The sequence below is a fragment of the Paraburkholderia dilworthii genome, assembly GCF_000472525.1.
Lineage (GTDB): Bacteria > Pseudomonadota > Gammaproteobacteria > Burkholderiales > Burkholderiaceae > Paraburkholderia > Paraburkholderia dilworthii.
This window is the reverse complement of sequence record NZ_AWZT01000009.1, coordinates 63071-82638: the sequence shown is the minus strand read 5'-3', so window position 1 is coordinate 82638 and position 19568 is coordinate 63071. Positions and strand designations below refer to the sequence as shown.

Sequence of the window (19568 nt, the reverse complement as noted above, 5' to 3'; positions counted from 1 at the left end):
GATGCGAAGACGCGGCATGCATCGCAACATGGAACGTAGGCCGGGCGCCATCGGGGAAAACGCGAGACGGTCGCGCCGCGGCGACTGCGCCGCGCTAAGAGGAAATGCGGCGCGGGCTTGCTCGTCCGCGCCGCATAGGTGATAGTCGAGGCCTTATCGCTCGACCGGATGCGGCTCTTTCAACTTGTTCGACACGCGGATCGCGTCGAAATAAGCGGCGTTCGGCGGACGCTTCTGATATTGCCCGGCGCCTCGTACGGCGCGCAGGTCGCCATCGGTCCAGGCAAGCGCGCCGCGCGTGAACGTATGCATCGCCACGCCTTGCACCGTCATGCCTTCGAACACGTTGAAGTCGACCTTCTGATGATGCGTCTTCACCGAAATCGTCTTGCTCGCATTCGGGTCCCACACGACGAGGTCCGCGTCCGCGCCGACTCGTACCGCGCCTTTACGCGAATACAGGTTGAAAATCTGCGCGGCATTCGTCGATGTAATGCGCACGAACTCGTTCGGCGTGAGACGCCCGGAGTTCACACCGTGATGCCACAGCACCGCCATGCGATCCTCGACCCCGCCGCAGCCGTTCGGGATCTTCGTGAAGTCTTCGCGGCCCATCGCCTTTTGCGACGCGCAGAACACGCAGTGGTCTGTCGCAGTCGTATGCAGTTGGCCGGCTTGCAAACCGCGCCACAATGCCTCGCGATGTTCGGCCGAACGAAACGGCGGGCTCATCACATGCGCCGCGGCGCGCGTCCAGTCCGGGTCGCGATACACGGCTTCATCTATCACGAGATGGCCCGGCAGCACTTCACCGAACACGCGCAGCCCTTCGCTTCGCGCACGCGAGATCGCATCGACCGCGTCTTTCGCGGACACGTGCACGATATACACCGGCACGCCCAGCACTTGCGCGATACGAATGGCGCGATTGGCCGCCTCGCCCTCGACCTCGGGCGGCCGTGACAGCGGATGCGCTTCAGGACCCGTAAAGCCCTTGGCGAGCAGTTGACGCTGCAACTGGAACACCAGTTCGCCGTTTTCCGCGTGCACGGTAGGCAGCGCGCCGAGTTCGAGCGATCGCGAGAAGCTGTTCACCAGCACTTCGTCGTCGGCCATGATCGCGTTTTTGTAGGCCATGAAGTGCTTGAAGCTCGACACGCCGTGCTCATGCACGAGCGTGCCCATGTCGCGATACACCGAGTCGTCCCACCATGTCACGGCAACATGAAAACCATAATCCGCCGACGCCTTCTCCGCCCAGCCGCGCCACTCCCTGAACGCTTCCATCAGGCTTTGCTTCGGGCTCGGAATCACGAAGTCGATGATGCTCGTCGTGCCGCCCGACAAACCCGCTGCAGTGCCGGTGTAGAAATCGTCGCTCGCGGTCGTGCCCATGAAGGGCAACTCCATATGCGTGTGCGGATCGATGCCGCCGGGCATCACATACTGTCCGCCCGCATCGACGATTTTCGCGCCCGCTGGCGCTTCGAGGTCCGCTTCAATTTGCAGGATCGTGCCGCCGTCTTGCGGGTCGGCACACAACACGTCCGCTCGATACGTGTTCTCCGCGTCGATAATCGTGCCGCCGCGAATCAGGGTCGTCATGTTGCCGCCTCCTTATGAATTTGCACATACCGCTACTACGTATGCGGTTTTCTCACGCACTCGCGACGCGCGCACTCGGTCCCTTGCTCAACTTCATCCACGCGCTATACACGATGGAGGCCAACGCAAGCCCGACAAACCATGCATACGTATAGAGCGTATTGAAGATCGCGGGCACGTTCGCGAACGAAGCAGGAAACGCGGTGTGCAAAAAACCCGGCAGATTCGGCAGTACGCCGATCACGAGCGCGACCACCGCGCCGATATTCCAGCCGCCCGTATAGCTATATTCACCGCGCTCGTCGAATAGTTCTCGCGTATTGAGCCGCGTGCCGCGAATCAGGAAATAGTCGACCATCAGAATGCCCGCCACCGGACCGAGCAGTGCCGAATAGCCGACCAGCCACGTGAAGATGTAGCCCTGCGTGGTCGCGAGAATCTTCCACGGCATCATGACGATTGCGATGGTCGCGGTAATCATGCCGCCGACGCGATACGAAATGCCCTTCGGCCACAGGCTCGAAAAATCATACGCAGGCCCGACGAGATTCGCGGCAAGATTGCAGCACATCGTGTCGAGCGTGAGGATGATGAGCGCGACGCCCACGCCGATACCCGTCATGCGGCTCGTCAGGTCGATCGGGTCCCAGATCGCCTTGCCATAGATCACTACAGTAGCGGACGTCACCACCACCGAGATCACCGAGAGCAAAGCCATCGGCACCGGCAAGCCGATTGACTGTCCGACAATCTGGTCGCGCTGCGTTTTCGCAAAGCGCGTGAAGTCGGGAATGTTCAGCGCGAGCGTGGCCCAGAAGCCGACCATCGCGGTGAGCCCCGGCCAGAATGTCGCCCAGAACATGCCTTCTTTCTTGCCGCCCGGCACGAATTGCGACGGCGCTGCGAGCATCGAGCCGAGCCCGCCCGCTTTCGACGTCGCCCACCAGACGAGCGCAATGCACATCGCGATCTTGATCGGCGCCGACCAGCTTTCGAGCCAGCGGATCGAGTCCGTACCATGCACGATGAAGTAAATCTGCAAAGCCCAGAACACGAGAAAACACGCGAGCTGCGCTATGGAGATGTCGAGAAACGGCAAGGCCGCGCCGTGCAGCGCGTTGCCAGTGAGAATGCTCAACAGCGTATAAATCGCGCTGCCGCCGAGCCAGGTCTGAATCCCATACCAGCCGCAAGCGACGATTGCGCGCAGCATCGCGGGCAATTTCGCGCCCTGCGTGCCGAACGACGAGCGCACCAGCACCGCATACGGAATGCCGTGCTTCGCACCCGCGTGGCCGATCAGAAGCATCGGCACAAGCACGATCAGGTTGCCGAGCAGCACGGTCAATACCGCTTGCCACGGCGACATGCCCTCTTCGGTCAATCCCGCGGCGAGCATGTACGACGCGATGTTCATCACCATGCCCACCCACAGCGCGGCGAAGTGATACCAGCGCCAGGTGCGTTGCGCGGGGCCGGTCGGCGCGAGGTCGTCGTTGTAAAGACTGCTGCCTTGCGCGCCGGCCGCGAATTGCGGATCGACGGGTTGCGCGGTCTGCTTCATCGAAAGATCTCCACTGGATCGTTGAAGCCCGCGCGGCTTCTGTCGGCGCGTCGGGCGTTAAAAAAATGCAAACACCGGAAGAAAGCACCGGTTCCGTACAAGCGCTGCGCCTACGACGATTAGCCCTTATTTCACGCTGCTTTTGCTGCGTGGGCCGGCTCGACGAGCGCTGATTCTCCATCGACATCGCTAGCGGGAGCATTTACGCGCGCCGGATTGTTCGGATGCGTGGTCCAGTTTGCATACTCGCCGTTGTCCACACGCTCCATCGTGATGCATTGCTCGACGGGACACACATGCATGCATAGATTGCAGCCCACACATTCGGAGTCCATCACTTCAAAATGCCGGACGCCATCTTTTTCTTTCATGATGGCCTGATGCGCAGTGTCCTCGCATGCGATATGGCACAAGCCGCACTGGATGCACTTGTCCTGGTCGATGCGCGCCTTGATGTCGTACTTGAGGTTCAGGTACTTCCAGTCGGTGACGTTAGGTACAGCGCGACCGCGAATCTCATCGAGCGTCGCGTAGCCTTTTTCGTCCATCCAGTTAGAAAGGCCGTCGGCGAGGTCCGTGACGATGCGAAAACCGTAGTGCATGGCAGCCGTGCAAACCTGCACGCTGCCGGCGCCCAGCACGATGAACTCGGCCGCATCGCGCCACGTCGAAATGCCGCCGATACCCGAGATCGGCAGGTTCGGTGTCTCCACGTCGCGTGCGATTTCGGCGACCATGTTCAGTGCAATCGGCTTCACCGCCGGGCCGCAATAGCCGCCGTGCGTGCCCTTGCCGTCCACCATCGGCAGCGGCGACATGGCGTCGAGATCGACGGCCACGATCGAGTTGATCGTGTTGATCAACGACACGCCATCCGCGCCGCCCTTATATGCCGCACGCGACCCGAGGCGAATGTCGGTGATGTTCGGCGTCAGCTTGACGAGGCACGGCAGCCTGGTGCCCTCCTTCACCCAGCGCGTAACCATCTCGATGTATTCGGGCACCTGGCCGACCGCCGCGCCCATCCCTCGTTCGCTCATGCCGTGCGGACAGCCGAAGTTCAGTTCGACTGCGTCCGCGCCAGTGTCTTCCACCAGCGGCAGAATCCACTTCCAGTCTCGCTCATTGCACGGCACCATCAGCGAGACGATCATCGCGCGTTCGGGCCAGTCGCGCTTCACTTGCGCGATCTCGCGCAGATTGACGTCGAGCGGACGGTCGGTAATCAATTCAATGTTGTTCAGCCCCGCCATGCGTTGACCGTTCCATTGCACCGCGCCGTAGCGCGAACTCACGTTGACCACGTGCGGGTCGAGGCCGAGCGTCTTCCACACCGCGCCGCCCCAGCCCGCTTCGAACGCGCGGTTCACGTTATAGGCTTTGTCGGTGGGCGGTGCGGACGCGAGCCAGAAGGGATTCGGCGACGTGATGCCGGCAATCGTACAGCGCAGATCGGCCATGTTCGGCTCCTTGGGGACGGCTGTTTTCTTGTGTCTTTGAGTGCTGTGGAGTGGTTAACGCTACGCGGCTTTCACAGCGGTGCGAGCGAACTGCGCATCGATAGCGGCAGCCGCGAGCTTGCCGTCCTGCACCGCTTGCACGGTCAGGTCGATGCCGCCCGTGGCCGCGCAATCGCCACCGGCCCACACGCCGGCGAGCGACGTCTGCCCGCTTGCATCCACAGCGATGCGGCTGCCGTCGAGCGTCAGCAATTCGCGTTCGATGCCTACCGCCACGAGCGTCTGGCCGATCGCCTTGAGCACCATGTCCGCTTCGATCACGAAGCGCTCGTGATCGCCCGAGCGCAAGGTGCGTTCGAACTCGACACCCTTCACCACGCCGCCCTCGCCGGTCAAACGCACCGGCGTTGAGTGCGTGACAAGCGTGACGCCGCTCGTCTGCGCGAAGTCGCGTTCGGCCCACGTCGCGCTCATCGACTCGACGCCGCGCCGATACGCCATCGTCACCGAGTTCGCACCGAGCTTGCGGCTTTGCACCGCGGCATCCACTGCGGTATTGCCGCCGCCGATCACGACCACGCGGCGGCCGACAGGCACCGTGCCCAAATCGCGCGCACTGCGAATCTGTTCGATGAAGTCCACTGCGTTCATCACGCCGCTCAGTTCCTCGCCTGCCATTGCGAGTGCACGCACGCCCGTGAGGCCAATCGCGAGAAACACAGCATCGTGTTGCTTGCGCAACGTATCGAGGTCGATGTCGCGCCCTAGCGCAACACCGCTTTTTATCTCGATGCCGCCCACGGAGCACAGCCATTCGACTTCACGTTGCGCGAAATCGTCGACTGTTTTATAGGCGGCAATGCCGTATTCGTTCAGACCACCGGCTTTTTCACGCGCGTAGTAGATCGTCACGTCGTGGCCCGCGAGTGCAAGACGATGCGCGCACGCGAGCCCCGCCGGTCCCGCACCTATCACTGCGACATGTCGGCCGGTTTGGGGCGCTCGCTTGAACAGCGCTTCGCCGCGAGCCATCGCCCAATCGGTTGCATGACGTTGCAGCGCGCCAATCGCCACCGGCTTCGCGTCCTGATGATTGCGCACGCAAGCGCCCTCGCAGAGAATTTCGGTCGGGCACACGCGCGCGCACATGCCGCCGAGCGGATTGGCCGACAGAATATCCACGGCCGCGCCCTTCAGATTGCCGTTGCCGATCTTGCGAATGAAACTGGGTATGTCGATCTGCGTCGGACAAGCGTTGACGCACGGCGCGTCGTAACAGTAGTGGCAGCGGCTCGCCGCCGCGGCGGCCGCGCTCGCGTCGAGTAAAGGTGCAATGTCGGCGAACTCGCAGGAAAGCTGTTCGGGCGACAGGCGCTGCGCGGCGATGTCGCCGGTTGGCTTGATGGCCATACACGTTCCTTGTATCGATGTGAGGACGCAGCCGCAACTGCCGGCTCTCGCGTGAGCGAAGCCAGGACGGCATGTTTTTTCTGACACTGCGGTGAAGCGGCTAAAGCTTGTAATCAGAAACCGGGAGAGCGCTCGCAAACGTCATGAAACCGGCTCGCATGCACGCTCGAGCATCGCGTGCAGCAACACGTTCGCGCCCGCTTCGATCCATTCGAAGGTCGCGTCCTCGATCTCGTTGTGACTGATGCCGTCGACGCACGGCACGAACACCATCGACGTCGGCGCGACCTGCGCGAGATAACACGCGTCGTGCCCCGCACCCGACACCATGTTCCGATGCGAATAACCAAAGCGCTCTGCTGCCGCACGCACTGACTTCACGCACGCTTCATCGAACGCAACGGGCTCGTAGTAGAAGATCTGTTCAAGCTCTGTTTCGAGGCCGATGCCGTTCGCGATCTGCGCCACGCCCTCGCGCAATGCGGCATCCATCTTCGCCAGTACCGCATCGTCCGGATGACGGAAGTCGACGGTAAAGAACACGCGCCCTGGAATCACGTTGCGTGAGTTCGGATAGACCTGCATCATTCCGACCGTTGCGCACGCGAGCGGCGCGTTATCAAGCCCGATGCGATTGACTAAATCGACCACGCGCGCGGCCCCCAGCAGTGCATCGCGCCGGCGCGGCATCGGTGTCGGACCTGCGTGCGCCTCCTGTCCTGTCAGCGTGATTTCGTACCACCGCTGACCCTGCGCATCGGTCACGACGCCAATGGTTTTCTGCTCGGCTTCGAGAATCGGCCCTTGTTCGATATGCAGTTCGAACGCCGCATGCAATTGGCGGCCACCGCACGGCACGTCGCCCGCATAGCCAATGCGCTCCAGCTCCTCGCCGATCGTCTTGCCGTCTACGTCCTTGCGAGACAGACCATATTCGAGCGGGAACACGCCCGCAAACACGCCCGAGGCGACCATAGCCGGCGCGAAACGCGAGCCTTCCTCGTTGGTCCAGATCACGACTTCAACCGGATGTTCGGTTTCGATACCGTGGTCGTTCAAACTGCGGATCACTTCCAGACCGCCGAGCACCCCGTAGATGCCGTCGAAACGGCCGCCCGTCGGCTGCGAGTCCGCATGCGAACCGGTCATGACCGGCAACGCGTCGGGGTTTCGTCCGGCGCGGCGCATGAAGACGTTGCCCATCTGATCCACAGCGACCGTGCAGCCTGCTTCTTTCGCCCAGCTAATTATCAGATCGCGTCCCTGCTTATCGAGGTCGGTCAACGCGAGGCGGCACACGCCGCCTTTGGGCGTTGCGCCGATCTTCGCCATCGTCATCAGGCTGTCCCACAACCGCTTGCCGTCGACCCTGATCGACGCAGCAGGTTCTGCCTGCTTCAGCGCTTCGGATACCGCGTTCATTCGTCTCGCTCCTTTCGGTGAACCGACATGAAACTGGTGCATCGGCGGCGGCCTTTGGGGCATGTCCGCACGGCGAAGGTGCAGGCATGACACACCTGGTCAGTTGCGCCGGCGAGGGCGAACCCTGGTGCATCTCCGCTCTCTCAATCCTGTCCAGTTGGACAGGTTGTAGACGATTGACACCGTGAAATCAATGCCTTTCGCGCATCCACCATCAGAGCGAGAAGCGTGCCATTGCATTGCAACACGACGCGCTTTAGCGGCAGAAAATACGTAGGTGGGCGAGACGCCGAGCGACTAGAATGAAGCGCGACGCGGCACCGATGCCGCCGAAGGCGAACATGAGAGACGACGACGTGGCTGCAGGCATGACGGAAAACGACGAGAAGCGCGCGCCTATGCGGCGCCGCAAGGCGCACATTCGCGAGTCGAATGAAGCGCATCTTCTGGCGTGCGCGGAAGCAGTATTCGCGGAGCGCGGACTCGACGGCGCGAGCACCGCGATGATCGCCGAACGCGCAGGCTTACCGAAAGCCAACGTGCATTACTACTTCCCGACCAAACTCGCGCTCTATCGGCGCGTGCTCGAAGACCTGTTCGAAGACTGGTATCGCGCGGCCGATACATTCGAATGCAGCGACAATCCAGTCGAAGCAATCGGCGGATATGTGCGCGCAAAAATGGAACTATCGCGGCGCCGCCCGCTAGGCTCGAAAGTGTGGGCGAGCGAAATCATTCACGGCGCCGAGCATATGGAAGACATTCTCACGCAGCGCGTCAAGCCGTGGCTGGATAGCCGCGTAAAGGTAATCGACGACTGGATCGCGCGCGGCCTGCTCGCGCCCGTCAATGCACGAACGCTGATGTATATGATCTGGGCAACGACCCAGCACTACGCCGACTTCGACGCACAGATCCGCGCGCTCAAAGGTAAGCGCGCGTTGACGCAGAAGTCATTCGACGCGACGACCGAAGAGGTCGTGCAATTGGTGATTCGCGCGTGCGGAGCGGTCTCGCCGGCACAACGCGAGGAAGGGGCCGACTGTTCGCGATAAGTTTTTTTCGCAAGACAGAATCAATACGTTTCCAGATGCAGCCGCCCTTCCTTCTTCAACTTCGCCCACAGCGCTTCCCAATCGATCCGATGCTGTTCGCCGATCTCTTTTAGCGCTTGCAGCACGCCGTCTTCCATACCCTTCAGGCCGCATACGTAGATATGCGTGTTGTCGTCCCTGAGCATCTGCGCGACATCGACCGCACGTTCGCGCATCGCGTCCTGCACGTACCGTTTGGGTTGCCCTGGCGTGCGCGAAAATGCGAGATTGGTATCGATGAAGTCTTTCGGCAGATTCGTTAGCGGCCCGAAATAAGGCAATTCCTCCTTGGTCCGCGCGCCGAAGAACAGCATCAGCTTGCCGGTTGCGCCCTTCAGGCGGCGGCGCCGGCGATATTCGGTCATTGCGCGCATTGGCGCTGAGCCCGTGCCCGTGCAGATCATGAGCAGATGCGAATTCGGATGGTTCGGCATCAGAAAGGTGCCGCCGAATGGGCCGATCACCGTAACCACGTCGCCCTTTTTCAGATCGCACAGATAGTTCGAGCAGACTCCGTCGATGGAATCACCATGCCGTTGCGCGACCCGCTTTACCGTCAGCGATACGTTGTTGTAACCGGGGCGCTCGCCGTCGCGTGGACTCGCGATCGAATATTGGCGCGCGTGATGCGTGCGGCCATCGGCGGTGGCACCGGGCGGTAGAACGCCGATCGACTGGCCCTCCAGCACCGGGAACGGCATCGATCCGAAATCCAGCACGATGTGATGTATGTCGCTTTCCGTCGAGGCGTCGGTGAGCCGGTAGTTGCCTACCACGGTTGCCGTAGTCGGCGTCTTGTGCGTATAGAGATTAACGTACGGCTTCGCAGCGGACCACGGCGGCACGACTGAGCCGCGCACGGTGTCCACTTCAATGCCACTCGCGTCCGCCGCTGCGTCGCCGGTCGGGTCTGAAGCGGGCGACTCGTGGGCGGCGGGCACGGCCATCGTGTTCTGCTCCGGCAAGACGTCCCACGTGAATTGCTCTTCCACCGGATACGCGTCGGCCTTCAACACGGTACGCCAGTTGTCGATCGCACCCGTCGGACACGGCGGCACGCACGCCATGCAGCCGTTGCAGACGTCAGCCTTCACGACGTAATTGTTTTCGTCGTGAGTGATCGCGTCGATCGGACAAGTCTCTTCGCACGTATTGCAGCGAATGCAGATTTCCGGATCGATCAGATGCTGCCTGAGAACCTCGATCGACACTGGGCCGTTCATGACTTCCTCCACCGTGTAGTGCTGCGCGCAACTTCTGCAACTTCAACAAGTTCTGCAACTCGCACATCGCGCGAGACGCGCGTTCAGTTAAAGCGCACGTATTCGAAATCGACCGGCTGGCGATTCACGCCCATCGCGGGCGGCGCGATCCAGTTCGCGAACTTGCCGGGTTCCGTGACGCAGCCCATCAACGATGCAACGAACGCGCGATCTTCCGGCGTGGCGAGCCACTTCGCTTCGTTGGCCGCCCACTCGGCTTCGCCAATCACGCGGCCGTCGGGCGAAACGCGTGTGCCCGCAAAGGTGCCGATCTGCCGGTTGAACGCCTTATGCGGCACGGTCATGCGGAAATCGATGCCGGCCTTTTCGAGCACCTTGTTCCAGCGCCCCACGCCCGCCACGGAGTCCTTGATGTAGTCGTCGCGCAGCACTTCGTTCATGGCGTTGAGCATCGGCACTTCGCGCTCCACGAGCTTGCCGTCCTGCACGTCGAGCAGCTTGTAGCTCTGCCCGTTTAATTGATGATCGTCGTCGCGCTTGCTCTCTTCATAACGGCCCTTCAGCCCCGAGCTATAAAACGTGGCCGCATTCGACGAATGGTCCGCGCCGAACAGGTCGATCGTCACCGAGTAATGGAAGTTCAGATAGCGCTGGATGGTCGGCAGGTCGATCACACCGGCAGCGCGGATCTTCGCGACGTCGTCGGTGCCGAGCTCGTTCATCACCTGCGCGGTGCGCTGAATCACGCGGGAAACCCCCGATTCGCCGACGAACATATGGTGCGCTTCTTCCGTCAACATGAACTTCGTAGTGCGCGCGAGCGGGTCGAAGCCCGATTCCGCGAGAGCCGACAACTGGAACTTGCCGTCGCGGTCGGTGAAGTACGTGAACATGTAAAACGCGAGCCAGTCCGGCGTTTTTTCGTTGAACGCGCCGAGAATGCGAGGATTGTCGTCGTCGCCCGAGCGGCGCCCGAGCAATGCTTCGGCTTCCTCACGACCATCGCGGCCAAAGTAACGATGCAACAGATACACCATCGCCCACAGGTGACGGCCTTCTTCCACGTTGACCTGAAACAGGTTACGCAAGTCGTACATGGAAGGCGCGGTCAAGCCCAGATGCCGTTGCTGCTCGACGGAAGCCGGCTCCGTATCGCCTTGCGTCACGATGATGCGGCGCAGATTCGCGCGATGCTCGCCGGGCACGTCCTGCCATGCGGCTTCGCCCTTATGCTCGCCGAAGTGAATCTTGCGGTCCTGATCACCCGGTGTCAGGAAGATGCCCCAGCGATAGTCAGGCATCTTCACATGATCGAAGTGCGCCCAGCCGCCCGCATCCACACTTACCGCCGTGCGCAGATAGACGTCGTAGCCATGCGAGCCTTCCGGGCCCATATCGCCCCACCACGACAGGAAGTTCGGCTGCCACTGTTCGAGTGCGCGTTGGAGCGCGCGGTCGTCGGCGAGGTTGACGTTGTTCGGAATCTTTTCGCTGTAGTTGATCGTTGACATGGTGGTTCCTTGCAATGCGGAAGGTGAGAGGCACGTATCGGGAAGCAGGGGTCGCGTCGAACTCGCGCGTCGAGTGCGCGCGTCAAACACGCGAGACGTCGAATTGCGCCTTGCTGCCCTTGCCGTACACCTTGAGCGCGCCCTTCTCGCCCACTGCGTTCGGCCGGTTGAAGATCCAGTTCTGCCACGCTGTGAGACGACCGAAGATGCGCGTCTCCATCGTCTCGGGCCCGTTGAAGCGCAGATTCGCTTCGAGTCCGGTCAGCGCATCCGGCGACATGGCCGCGCGTTCTTCGAGTGCGATCCGAATTTCGTCCGCCCAGTCAATGTCATCCGGCGCTGCGGTGACAAGACCCAGACGCTCCGCTTCGACCGGTTTGACCGGCTGGCCGATCAGCGAACGGAAGGCATCGAGCGGTTCCGTTTCTTCATAGAAACGGCGCGCAAGCCGGGACTGATGCGTGACCATCGGATAGAGACCGAAGTTGACTTCCGACAGCGTGATGGCCGGCTCCTCTTCCTCATTGCCTGGCGATGCGGCCATGTAGGCGCGATCCGCCGCAAATGCGAGCTCGGCGAACGTCCCGGCGAAGCACGAGCCTGGTTCGATCAACGCGAACAACGAACGCGACGACACGTCGATGCGCGCGAGCGTGCGGCGCAGCAAGCCAATCGTTTCGCGCACGAACCAGTGGTCGCTGTGCTGCATCAGCACGGCGTCGGCGGCCAGTACGTTGCGCGCGTCGCCTTCGGTTCGGAATACCCAGGTGCCGATTTCGAGTTCGTTGGTGCGCATCGACAGAATGGCGTCGTCGAGTTCGCGAGCGAATTGCAGCGGCCACCAGTTCGCGCCCGCCGCGACGATCGCGTCGATGTTCGTGGGCTGTTCCGTTTGCGGCGCTTTTGCCGTGAATGTTGCGATGCGTTTAGCGCGATCGATCGTGACATCGAGCGTTTTATAGGTAAGGCCGTCTTCGCGATCGGTGCGCTCGATGCGCGTGAGCAACACACCTTGCGCATCAGAGGGGCGATCGCTTTGTGTGGCGAGCTCGAGCGCGCGAGCCTGAATGGCCTGGTCGAACTGATTCGGCTTCACGACTTCATCGACGAGACGCCAGGCTTTCGCCCGCTCGCCGCGAATGCCTTCGACCACCGTGCAAAAGATGTCGGCGCGATCGTGGCGCACCTTGCGTTTATCCGTGACGCGCGTGAGTCCGCCGGTGCCGGGCAGTACACCGAGCAACGGCACTTCAGGCAGGGACACCGACGAAGAGCGGTCGTCCACGAGATAGATCTCGTCGCAGGCAAGCGCGAGTTCGTAACCGCCGCCCGCGCACGCGCCATTCACCGCGGCAAGAAACTTAAGACCCGAATGACGCGACGAGTCTTCGAGTCCATTGCGCGTTTCGTTCGTGAACTTGCAGAAGTTGACCTTCCACGCATGCGACGAAAGACCCAGCATGAAGATGTTGGCGCCCGAGCAGAACACGCGGTCCTTCACACTCGTCAACACGACGGTTCTGACTTCGGGATGTTCGAAACGTATCCGCTGAATGGCGTCGTGCAGTTCGATATCGACGCCGAGGTCATACGAATTCAGTTTGAGCTTGTAGCCGTCGCGAATGCCGCCGTCTTCCGCAATGTCGATACCGAGCGTCGCCACGGGGCCGTTGAAACTGAGTTTCCAATGCTTGTACTGCGAGGGATCGGTGCGGTAGTCGACCGGCGTGATGGCGGTTTCTGCTGTGGACATGGGCGTCTCCTGACTGGACGATGCAAGTTGTTGACCGAACAATAGTGCATCGTCTGTCCCATGTAAAGCACTTTAATGCATGTTACCGTGTTAACCCCGATGCCTCAGTGCATCTCAGCTGGCCCGCGCCTCGTCGGGCGATTCGGCCGCCAGCCTCGCGGCAAGGCGGTCGCGCAGTTGCAGATAGGCGTCGGCCAAAGTTTTCTCGCTCGTATCGAAGGTCATGTCCGCGCGGCCATACAACTCGCTACGGCCCGCAAGGATGCGCTTCAAGTCGTCCATCGCCTCCTTGTTGCCGGACATGGGCCGCAGATCGCCCTGCGCGACCACCCGGCGCATGTGCTCTTCCGGCGCCGCCTGCAACCAGACCGTGAAGCAATGCGACAGCAGCGCGTTGAACGTGCCGGACTCCGACACCAGCCCGCCCGGAGAAGCAATTACCGCGCGTTCGTGCTCCTCAATCACCGCCTCGAGCGCACGGTGTTCGTATCGCCGGTAAGCGCTCGCGCCATAGAGCGAATGAATTTCCGCGGGCGGGCAACCCGCCAGTTGCTCGATCACCCGCGTCAACTCGACAAACGGCACCTTGCGCTCCTGCGCGAGCATCCGGCCGAGCGTCGACTTGCCGGCGCCGCGCAGCCCGATTAGCGCGATCCGGTCCTTGCGATGCGGGTCGCGCGGCGCCTGCGCAAACATCTCGGCGAGCGCGATGCGCGCGCGCTGCAACGCGGCCTGATCGCGTCCGTGCAGCAGTTCGCGAATCAGCAGCCATTCGGCCGACGCGGTGGTTTCGTCGCCGATCACCTCGGCCAGCGGGCAATTCAACGTGGCCGCGATCTGCCGCAATACCAGCACCGACGCGTTGCCGACGCCCGACTCCAGATTTGCAAGATGCCGCTCCGACAGGCCCGTTTCAGCGGCCAGCGTCTTGCGAGTCATGCCGCGCCGCGCGCGTAGCAGACGCACGCGCTCGCCCATTGCGGTCAGAAACGGATCGCGCTCTTCGCGCTCGCCGGTGCGCTCGCCCCGCCCGCTGTCGTCGCCGACGGTTTCGGGCGACGAGCCCGGTGGCGATCCAATGTAATTTCGGTTCATGTTTTTACCTCAAAACGAGCGATACATGTACTATAGTGCTTGACACACACCCCGTGAACGGTTAATTTTCGCCGAACATTGATCCACATACCAAGACTGCCGCTGTTTATCGGGCGGCATCACGGAAACCGCGCAGCGCGTCACATGCATTAAGGTGCGTGCGCACAGGTCCGGAGGCTCGCATGTCCCCATCCGATATGTCCCAATCGGCTATGTCTGAATCCGTCTTGCAGCGCCTGATAGCCGGCGTCACCGCTCAACTCGCCGGCCGGTCGCTGAACGCCGAGCTCGCTGTCTGGCTCAACAGCAGCTATCCCGCGGACAGCCAGACCTTCCGCGATCTCGCCGCCGCCTGCCGCGCCGGAGTCACCGAAGGCTGGCTGTGCAACCGGGAAGGCGGCGGCATCCGCTACGGCCGCATCTTCAAGGCACTGCCCGACACCCACGGCTTTTCCGTCGACGTAGTCCACATGAAGAACATTGCGGGGCCGCATCATGTTCATCCACATGGCGAGATCGATCTCATCATGCCGCTGACCGAAGGCGCGACTTTCGATGGCCACCCCGCGGGCTGGTGCGTCTATGAGCCGAACTCCGCGCACCGTCCGACGGTGGCGAACGGCGAGGCCCTCGTGCTCTATCTCCTGCCGCAAGGCGCAATCAAATTTACCGCTTCGTGAGTGCCGCCATGACCGAACTATTGAAGAACCACGTAGCGGGCGAATGGGTCGCCGGGACTGGAGAAGGCCAGACGCTCACCGATCCCGTCACAGGAGAAGCGCTCGTGCGCGTATCCAGCGAAGGGCTCGATCTCGCACGCGCGTTCCGTTTTTCGCGCGATGAAGCCGGCGCGGCACTGCGCGCGCTGACCTATGCCGAGCGCGCCGCGCGCCTCGCCGACGCCGTCAAGGTGCTTCAGGCAAAGCGCGACGACTACTATGCGATCGCTCTCGCGAACTCGGGCACGACGCGCAACGATTCGGCGGTCGATATCGACGGCGGCATCTTCACGCTGTCGTATTACGCGAGGCTCGGTGCATCGCTCGGCGACGTGCATGCACTACGCGACGGCAACGCGAGCGCATTGAGCAAGGATCAATCGTTCAGCGCGCAGCATGTGCTGACGCCGACGCGCGGCGTCGCGGTTTTTATCAACGCATTCAACTTCCCGTCGTGGGGCTTGTGGGAAAAAGCGGCGCCCGCGTTGCTTTCGGGCGTACCCGTTATCGTGAAGCCCGCGACTGCGACGGCGTGGCTCACGCAACGCATGGTCGCCGATATCGTCGAAGCGGGCATCCTGCCGCACGGCGCGCTTTCGGTGATTTGCGGCAGCTCGGCGGGGCTGCTCGATCAGATTCAGGCATTCGATGTCGTGTCGTTCACCGGCTCCGCCGAAACAGCCGCAACGCTGCGCGCGCATCCGGCTTTCGTCGCACGCGGCGCGCGGCTCAACGTCGAAGCGGACAGCCTGAACAGCGCCATTCTGTGTGCGGATGCCACGCCCGGCACGCCCGCATTCGAGCTTTTCATCAACGAAGTCGTGCGCGAAATGACCGTGAAGTCCGGGCAAAAATGCACGGCGATACGGCGCGCGTTCGTTCCTGAAACGGCACTCGTTGCCGTGGTCGATGCGCTCAAAACGAAGCTCGCGAAAATCACCGTTGGCAACCCGCGCAACGACGCGGTGCGCATGGGCTCGCTCGTGAGCCGTGCGCAATACGAGAACGTGCTGGCGGGCATCGCCGCGCTGCGTGAGGAAGCGGTCCTCGCGTACGACGGCTCGGCCACGCCGCTTATCGATGCGGATGCAACGGTTGCCGCCTGCATCGCGCCGCACCTCTTCGTCGTCAACGATCCGGATAACGCGACGCTGCTGCACGACATCGAAGTTTTCGGACCCGTGGCGAGCGTGGCGCCCTATCGCGCCGCGAACGGCGCNGGCGAATTGCACGAAGCGCACGCGGTTGAGCTCGCGCGGCGCGGCCAGGGATCGCTCGTCGCATCGATCTATTCAAACGACGACGCGCACCTCGGCAGGCTTGCGCTCGCACTCGCCGATTCGCACGGCCGCGTGCATGCCGTTTCGCCTTCCGTCCAGCAGAGCCAGACCGGCCACGGCAATGTCATGCCGATGTCGCTACACGGCGGACCTGGACGCGCGGGCGGCGGCGAAGAACTGGGCGGTCTGCGCGCGCTCGGTTTCTATCATCGGCGTTCGGCGATTCAGGCGTCGGCAACGGCAATCGACGCAGTCACACAACTCACTCACTTGCCCACGGCCTGACGACATAAGCGATGCAGCCGGAGATGAGCACCGTCTAACGCAGTAGCGCACGCAAGCATTCTGCGGATCATGAGCACATAACAGCCGGACCGCCCCCACTCGATGGAGGAGACATATGGAAGCCCTGTTCGAACCGGCTGCAAGCCAGCCCGCCGTGACGGTCGAACCGCCGCCCGCGCGTTTTAATTTCGCGGCGCACCTGTTTGCATTGAACGCGCCACGCGCCGCCAAAACCGCCTATATCGACGATAGCGGGCATACGGCTTACGGCGAACTCGAAGAACACGCACGGCGTTTCGCGAGCGCGTTACGCACTTTGGGCGTCCATCCCGAAGAGCGCGTGCTGCTCGTGATGCTGGACACCGTCTCATTGCCCGTCGCATTTCTTGGCGCGCTTTACGCGGGCGTCGTTCCGGTGGTTGCAAACACGCTGCTCACGTCCGCCGATTACGTGTACATGCTCACGCATAGCCATGCGCGCGCGGTGATTGCGTCGAGCGCGCTGGCGGCAAACGTCACGCAGGCGATGGAGACGGCCGAGCACGACGGCTGCCAGCTCATCGTTTCAAACCGCGCGTCGCCCGCGCTCGAAGGCGAGCCGCTTGCGGCGCCTGTGCTGGAAGACCTCATCAATGCCGCGACGCCCGCGTCGAAACCCGGCGCAACAGGTTGCGACGACATCGCGTTCTGGCTGTATTCATCGGGCTCGACCGGCAAACCAAAAGGCACGGTGCATACGCATGCCAATCTTTTCTGGACTGCCGAGTTGTATGCGAAGCCCGTGCTTGGCATTGTCGAAAACGATGTGGTGTTTTCCGCGGCGAAACTCTTCTTTGCATATGGACTTGGCAACGCACTGACCTTTCCGCTTTCGGTTGGCGCCACTGCTGTGCTGATGGCGGAACGTCCCACCGCCGACGCCGTTTTCGCCCGACTCGCCCGCCATCGTCCGACCGTTTTCTACGGCGTGCCAACGCTTTACGCAAGCATGCTCGTGTCGCCGAATTTGCCCGCGCGCGACGATGTCGCGATGCGCGTTTGCACGTCGGCGGGCGAGGCATTGCCGCGCGAAATCGGCGAACGCTTTACGAGGCACTTCGGCTGCGAAATTCTCGACGGCATCGGCTCGACGGAGATGCTGCATATCTTCCTGTCCAATCGCGCGGGCGCGGTCGAGTATGGTACGACCGGGCGCCCCGTGCCCGGTTACGAAGTGGAGTTGCGCGACGACAGCGGTCACGCGGTCGGCGACGGCGAAGTGGGCGACCTCTACATCAAAGGCCCGAGTGCCGCGCTGATGTACTGGAGCAACCGCGAAAAATCGCGTGCCACTTTTTTAGGCGAGTGGCTTCGCAGCGGCGACAAGTACTGCCGCCTGCCCAACGGCTGCTACGTGTATGCGGGCCGCAGCGACGACATGCTGAAAGTCAGTGGTCAATATGTATCGCCAGTCGAAGTGGAAATGGTGCTCGTGCAGCATGACGCAGTGCTTGAAGCGGCCGTGGTCGGCGTCGATCACGGCGGGCTTGTGAAGACGCGCGCGTTCGTCGTATTGAAGCGCGAGTTTGCAGCGTCTGAGATACTGGTGAACGAATTGAAGGCGTTCGTGAAAGACCGGCTCGCGCCGCATAAATATCCGCGCGATATCGTGTTCGTCGACGACTTGCCCAAAACCGCCACCGGAAAAATTCAACGCTTCAAACTGCGCGAACAGTCATAAGGTGATACATGCAGAATGCCGCCATCGAGATCCCCGCTAGCGATTTCACCGACTTGCCCGCCACGGCATCGCATGGGCCGCTGCGCATCGAATATCGCTGGTTGAACAATGCAGCGGCCGATGGGGCGAGTCATGCGCCAATCGCCGTCTTCCTTCACGAAGGACTCGGCTCCATTGCGATGTGGCGCGACTGGCCGCAATCGTTGTGCGAGCGGCTCGGCATGCGTGGACTCGTGTACTCGCGTCCGGGTTATGGTCTGTCGACACCGCGTCCTCACCACGTCAAGTGGCCGGTTCATTTCATGACGGACCAGGCGCGCGATATCTTGCCCGCGCTGCTGGACGCGCTCGACATCGGCATGCGCGAACGCCGGCGTATGTGGGTTATCGGCCATAGTGACGGCGGCTCGATTGCGCTGCTCTACGCGGCGCTGCATTCCGACGCGCTGGCGGGAGCGGTGGCCATCGCACCGCACCTGTTCGTCGAAGGGCTATCGGTGCAAAGCATCGCGCAAACCAAGCTGCTTTATGAAACCACCGATCTTCGCGACAAACTCGCCCGCTATCACGCGGACGTCGATTCCGCTTTCTATGGCTGGAACGATGTCTGGCTGAATCCCGCGTTCAAGGACTGGTCGATTGCGCGCCAGCTAGTGTCGATCCGCAAGCCGTTGCTCGCTGTGCAAGGGTACGACGACAACTACGGCACGATGGCGCAAATCGACACAATTCCGGAGTACGTGCCGCATGCGCAGCTCGTCAAGCTCGACGCTTGCGGACACTCGCCGCATCGCGATGCGCCTGACCGGTTGAACGATGCAATTGCGGAATTCGTTTCGCGGCAGCGATAGGGGTACATCGCGGCTTGCCGGCAATTGTCGTGCGGGGCGAGAAGTCCCATTCCCCAATTCTCACCAAATCCTCAAATTTCCAAAACTTCATAAAAGTTACACAGGTAAGCGGCTATTCTTTTCGCATCGCTGACCTGGGCATGCCGATGCCCGCGCGTTCCCTCGTGCCGGAGACATCGCTATGTCCTTTGTGTCGAAGCCATTCAGTGTCCTGCATCGCAAGCGTGCGGCGATTGCACTCGTGGCGTTGCCGCTTTGCGCGCTGCTCGGCGCGTGCGGCAACGACGACCCCAAGGCACCGGATACAGGCAACGCGAGCTCCGCGCTGAATTCCGCCCCGAATTCCACTGATAACGGCAACACTACCGCCCTGTCGGCGAACCCATCTTCCGCATCGCCCTCGCCTGCCGCCGTCACGATTCAAAGCCCGGCACTACCCGCATCAAACGCCGACCCGGCCTTATCCGCCGCCGCGTCGACGCCGCTCGCCGCACCCGTCATCCATACCGTTGACTGAGTCCCGCGCTTCACGCGCCGCTCATGCTTGCCGCGCCGCGTGGATCGTTCCCCCACTGA

15 protein-coding genes are annotated in these 19568 nt (G+C 62.0%); 6 read left to right on the top strand and 9 right to left on the bottom strand.

Features of this window, described 5'->3' with window-relative positions; genetic code table 11:
• Nucleotides 1–153 precede the first annotated feature (153 nt).
• From hydA to F759_RS0110915, 5 genes are all read right to left on the bottom strand, one after another.
• Entirely contained in the window at nucleotides 154–1605 is a 1452-nt protein-coding gene (hydA, locus tag F759_RS0110935; RefSeq protein WP_027799883.1) for a dihydropyrimidinase, read from the bottom strand.
• 52 nt (nucleotides 1606–1657) lie between these two features.
• On the bottom strand, nucleotides 1658–3169 hold the full coding sequence (locus F759_RS0110930; protein ID WP_027799882.1) for an NCS1 family nucleobase:cation symporter-1: 1512 nt from the start codon (nucleotides 3167–3169) through the stop codon (nucleotides 1658–1660).
• Between the two features lie 131 nt (nucleotides 3170–3300).
• Nucleotides 3301–4629, bottom strand: a complete 1329-nt coding sequence (gene preA, locus F759_RS0110925; protein ID WP_027799881.1) for an NAD-dependent dihydropyrimidine dehydrogenase subunit PreA — start codon at nucleotides 4627–4629, stop codon at nucleotides 3301–3303.
• 60 nt (nucleotides 4630–4689) lie between these two features.
• Nucleotides 4690–6039 (bottom strand): NAD(P)-dependent oxidoreductase, encoded by a 1350-nt coding sequence (locus tag F759_RS0110920; RefSeq protein WP_027799880.1) that lies wholly within the window; start codon nucleotides 6037–6039, stop codon nucleotides 4690–4692.
• Between the two features lie 141 nt (nucleotides 6040–6180).
• Nucleotides 6181–7461 (bottom strand): Zn-dependent hydrolase, encoded by a 1281-nt coding sequence (locus tag F759_RS0110915; protein ID WP_027799879.1) that lies wholly within the window; start codon nucleotides 7459–7461, stop codon nucleotides 6181–6183.
• A gap of 341 nt (nucleotides 7462–7802) precedes the next feature.
• Between F759_RS0110915 and F759_RS0110910 the strand changes: the two genes are divergently transcribed.
• Nucleotides 7803–8516, top strand: coding sequence for a TetR/AcrR family transcriptional regulator (locus tag F759_RS0110910; RefSeq protein WP_027799878.1), 714 nt, complete (start codon nucleotides 7803–7805; stop codon nucleotides 8514–8516).
• 20 nt (nucleotides 8517–8536) lie between these two features.
• On the opposite strand, the gene boxA is transcribed toward F759_RS0110910, so the two are convergent.
• From boxA to F759_RS0110890, 4 genes are all read right to left on the bottom strand, one after another.
• On the bottom strand, nucleotides 8537–9778 hold the full coding sequence (gene boxA, locus F759_RS0110905) for a benzoyl-CoA 2,3-epoxidase subunit BoxA (protein ID WP_027799877.1): 1242 nt from the start codon (nucleotides 9776–9778) through the stop codon (nucleotides 8537–8539).
• Between the two features lie 83 nt (nucleotides 9779–9861).
• Nucleotides 9862–11289 carry a benzoyl-CoA 2,3-epoxidase subunit BoxB gene (gene boxB, locus F759_RS0110900; RefSeq protein ID WP_027799876.1) on the bottom strand — a complete coding sequence of 476 codons (1428 nt, stop codon included), beginning with the start codon at nucleotides 11287–11289 and terminating at the stop codon, nucleotides 9862–9864.
• A gap of 82 nt (nucleotides 11290–11371) precedes the next feature.
• Nucleotides 11372–13042 (bottom strand): 2,3-epoxybenzoyl-CoA dihydrolase, encoded by a 1671-nt coding sequence (boxC, locus tag F759_RS0110895; RefSeq protein ID WP_027799875.1) that lies wholly within the window; start codon nucleotides 13040–13042, stop codon nucleotides 11372–11374.
• A 114-nt stretch (nucleotides 13043–13156) separates the two neighbouring features.
• Entirely contained in the window at nucleotides 13157–14137 is a 981-nt protein-coding gene (locus F759_RS0110890; protein WP_027799874.1) for a helix-turn-helix transcriptional regulator, read from the bottom strand.
• Between the two features lie 212 nt (nucleotides 14138–14349).
• Between F759_RS0110890 and F759_RS0110885 the strand changes: the two genes are divergently transcribed.
• From F759_RS0110885 to F759_RS0110865, 5 genes are all read left to right on the top strand, one after another.
• Nucleotides 14350–14817, top strand: a complete 468-nt coding sequence (locus F759_RS0110885; protein WP_027799873.1) for a DUF4863 family protein — start codon at nucleotides 14350–14352, stop codon at nucleotides 14815–14817.
• An 8-nt stretch (nucleotides 14818–14825) separates the two neighbouring features.
• A complete protein-coding gene (locus F759_RS0110880) occupies nucleotides 14826–16421 on the top strand; it encodes a 3,4-dehydroadipyl-CoA semialdehyde dehydrogenase (RefSeq protein ID WP_027799872.1) in 1596 nt (531 codons plus the stop codon).
• A gap of 115 nt (nucleotides 16422–16536) precedes the next feature.
• Complete coding sequence (locus F759_RS0110875) at nucleotides 16537–18141, top strand: benzoate-CoA ligase family protein (RefSeq protein WP_027799871.1); 1605 nt, start codon at nucleotides 16537–16539, stop codon at nucleotides 18139–18141.
• A gap of 8 nt (nucleotides 18142–18149) precedes the next feature.
• The gene (locus F759_RS0110870; RefSeq protein ID WP_027799870.1) at nucleotides 18150–18992 is read left to right on the top strand and encodes an alpha/beta fold hydrolase; all 843 of its coding nucleotides are present in this window, start codon (nucleotides 18150–18152) and stop codon (nucleotides 18990–18992) included.
• A 181-nt stretch (nucleotides 18993–19173) separates the two neighbouring features.
• Complete coding sequence (locus F759_RS0110865) at nucleotides 19174–19509, top strand: hypothetical protein (protein ID WP_027799869.1); 336 nt, start codon at nucleotides 19174–19176, stop codon at nucleotides 19507–19509.
• Nucleotides 19510–19568 lie beyond the last annotated feature (59 nt).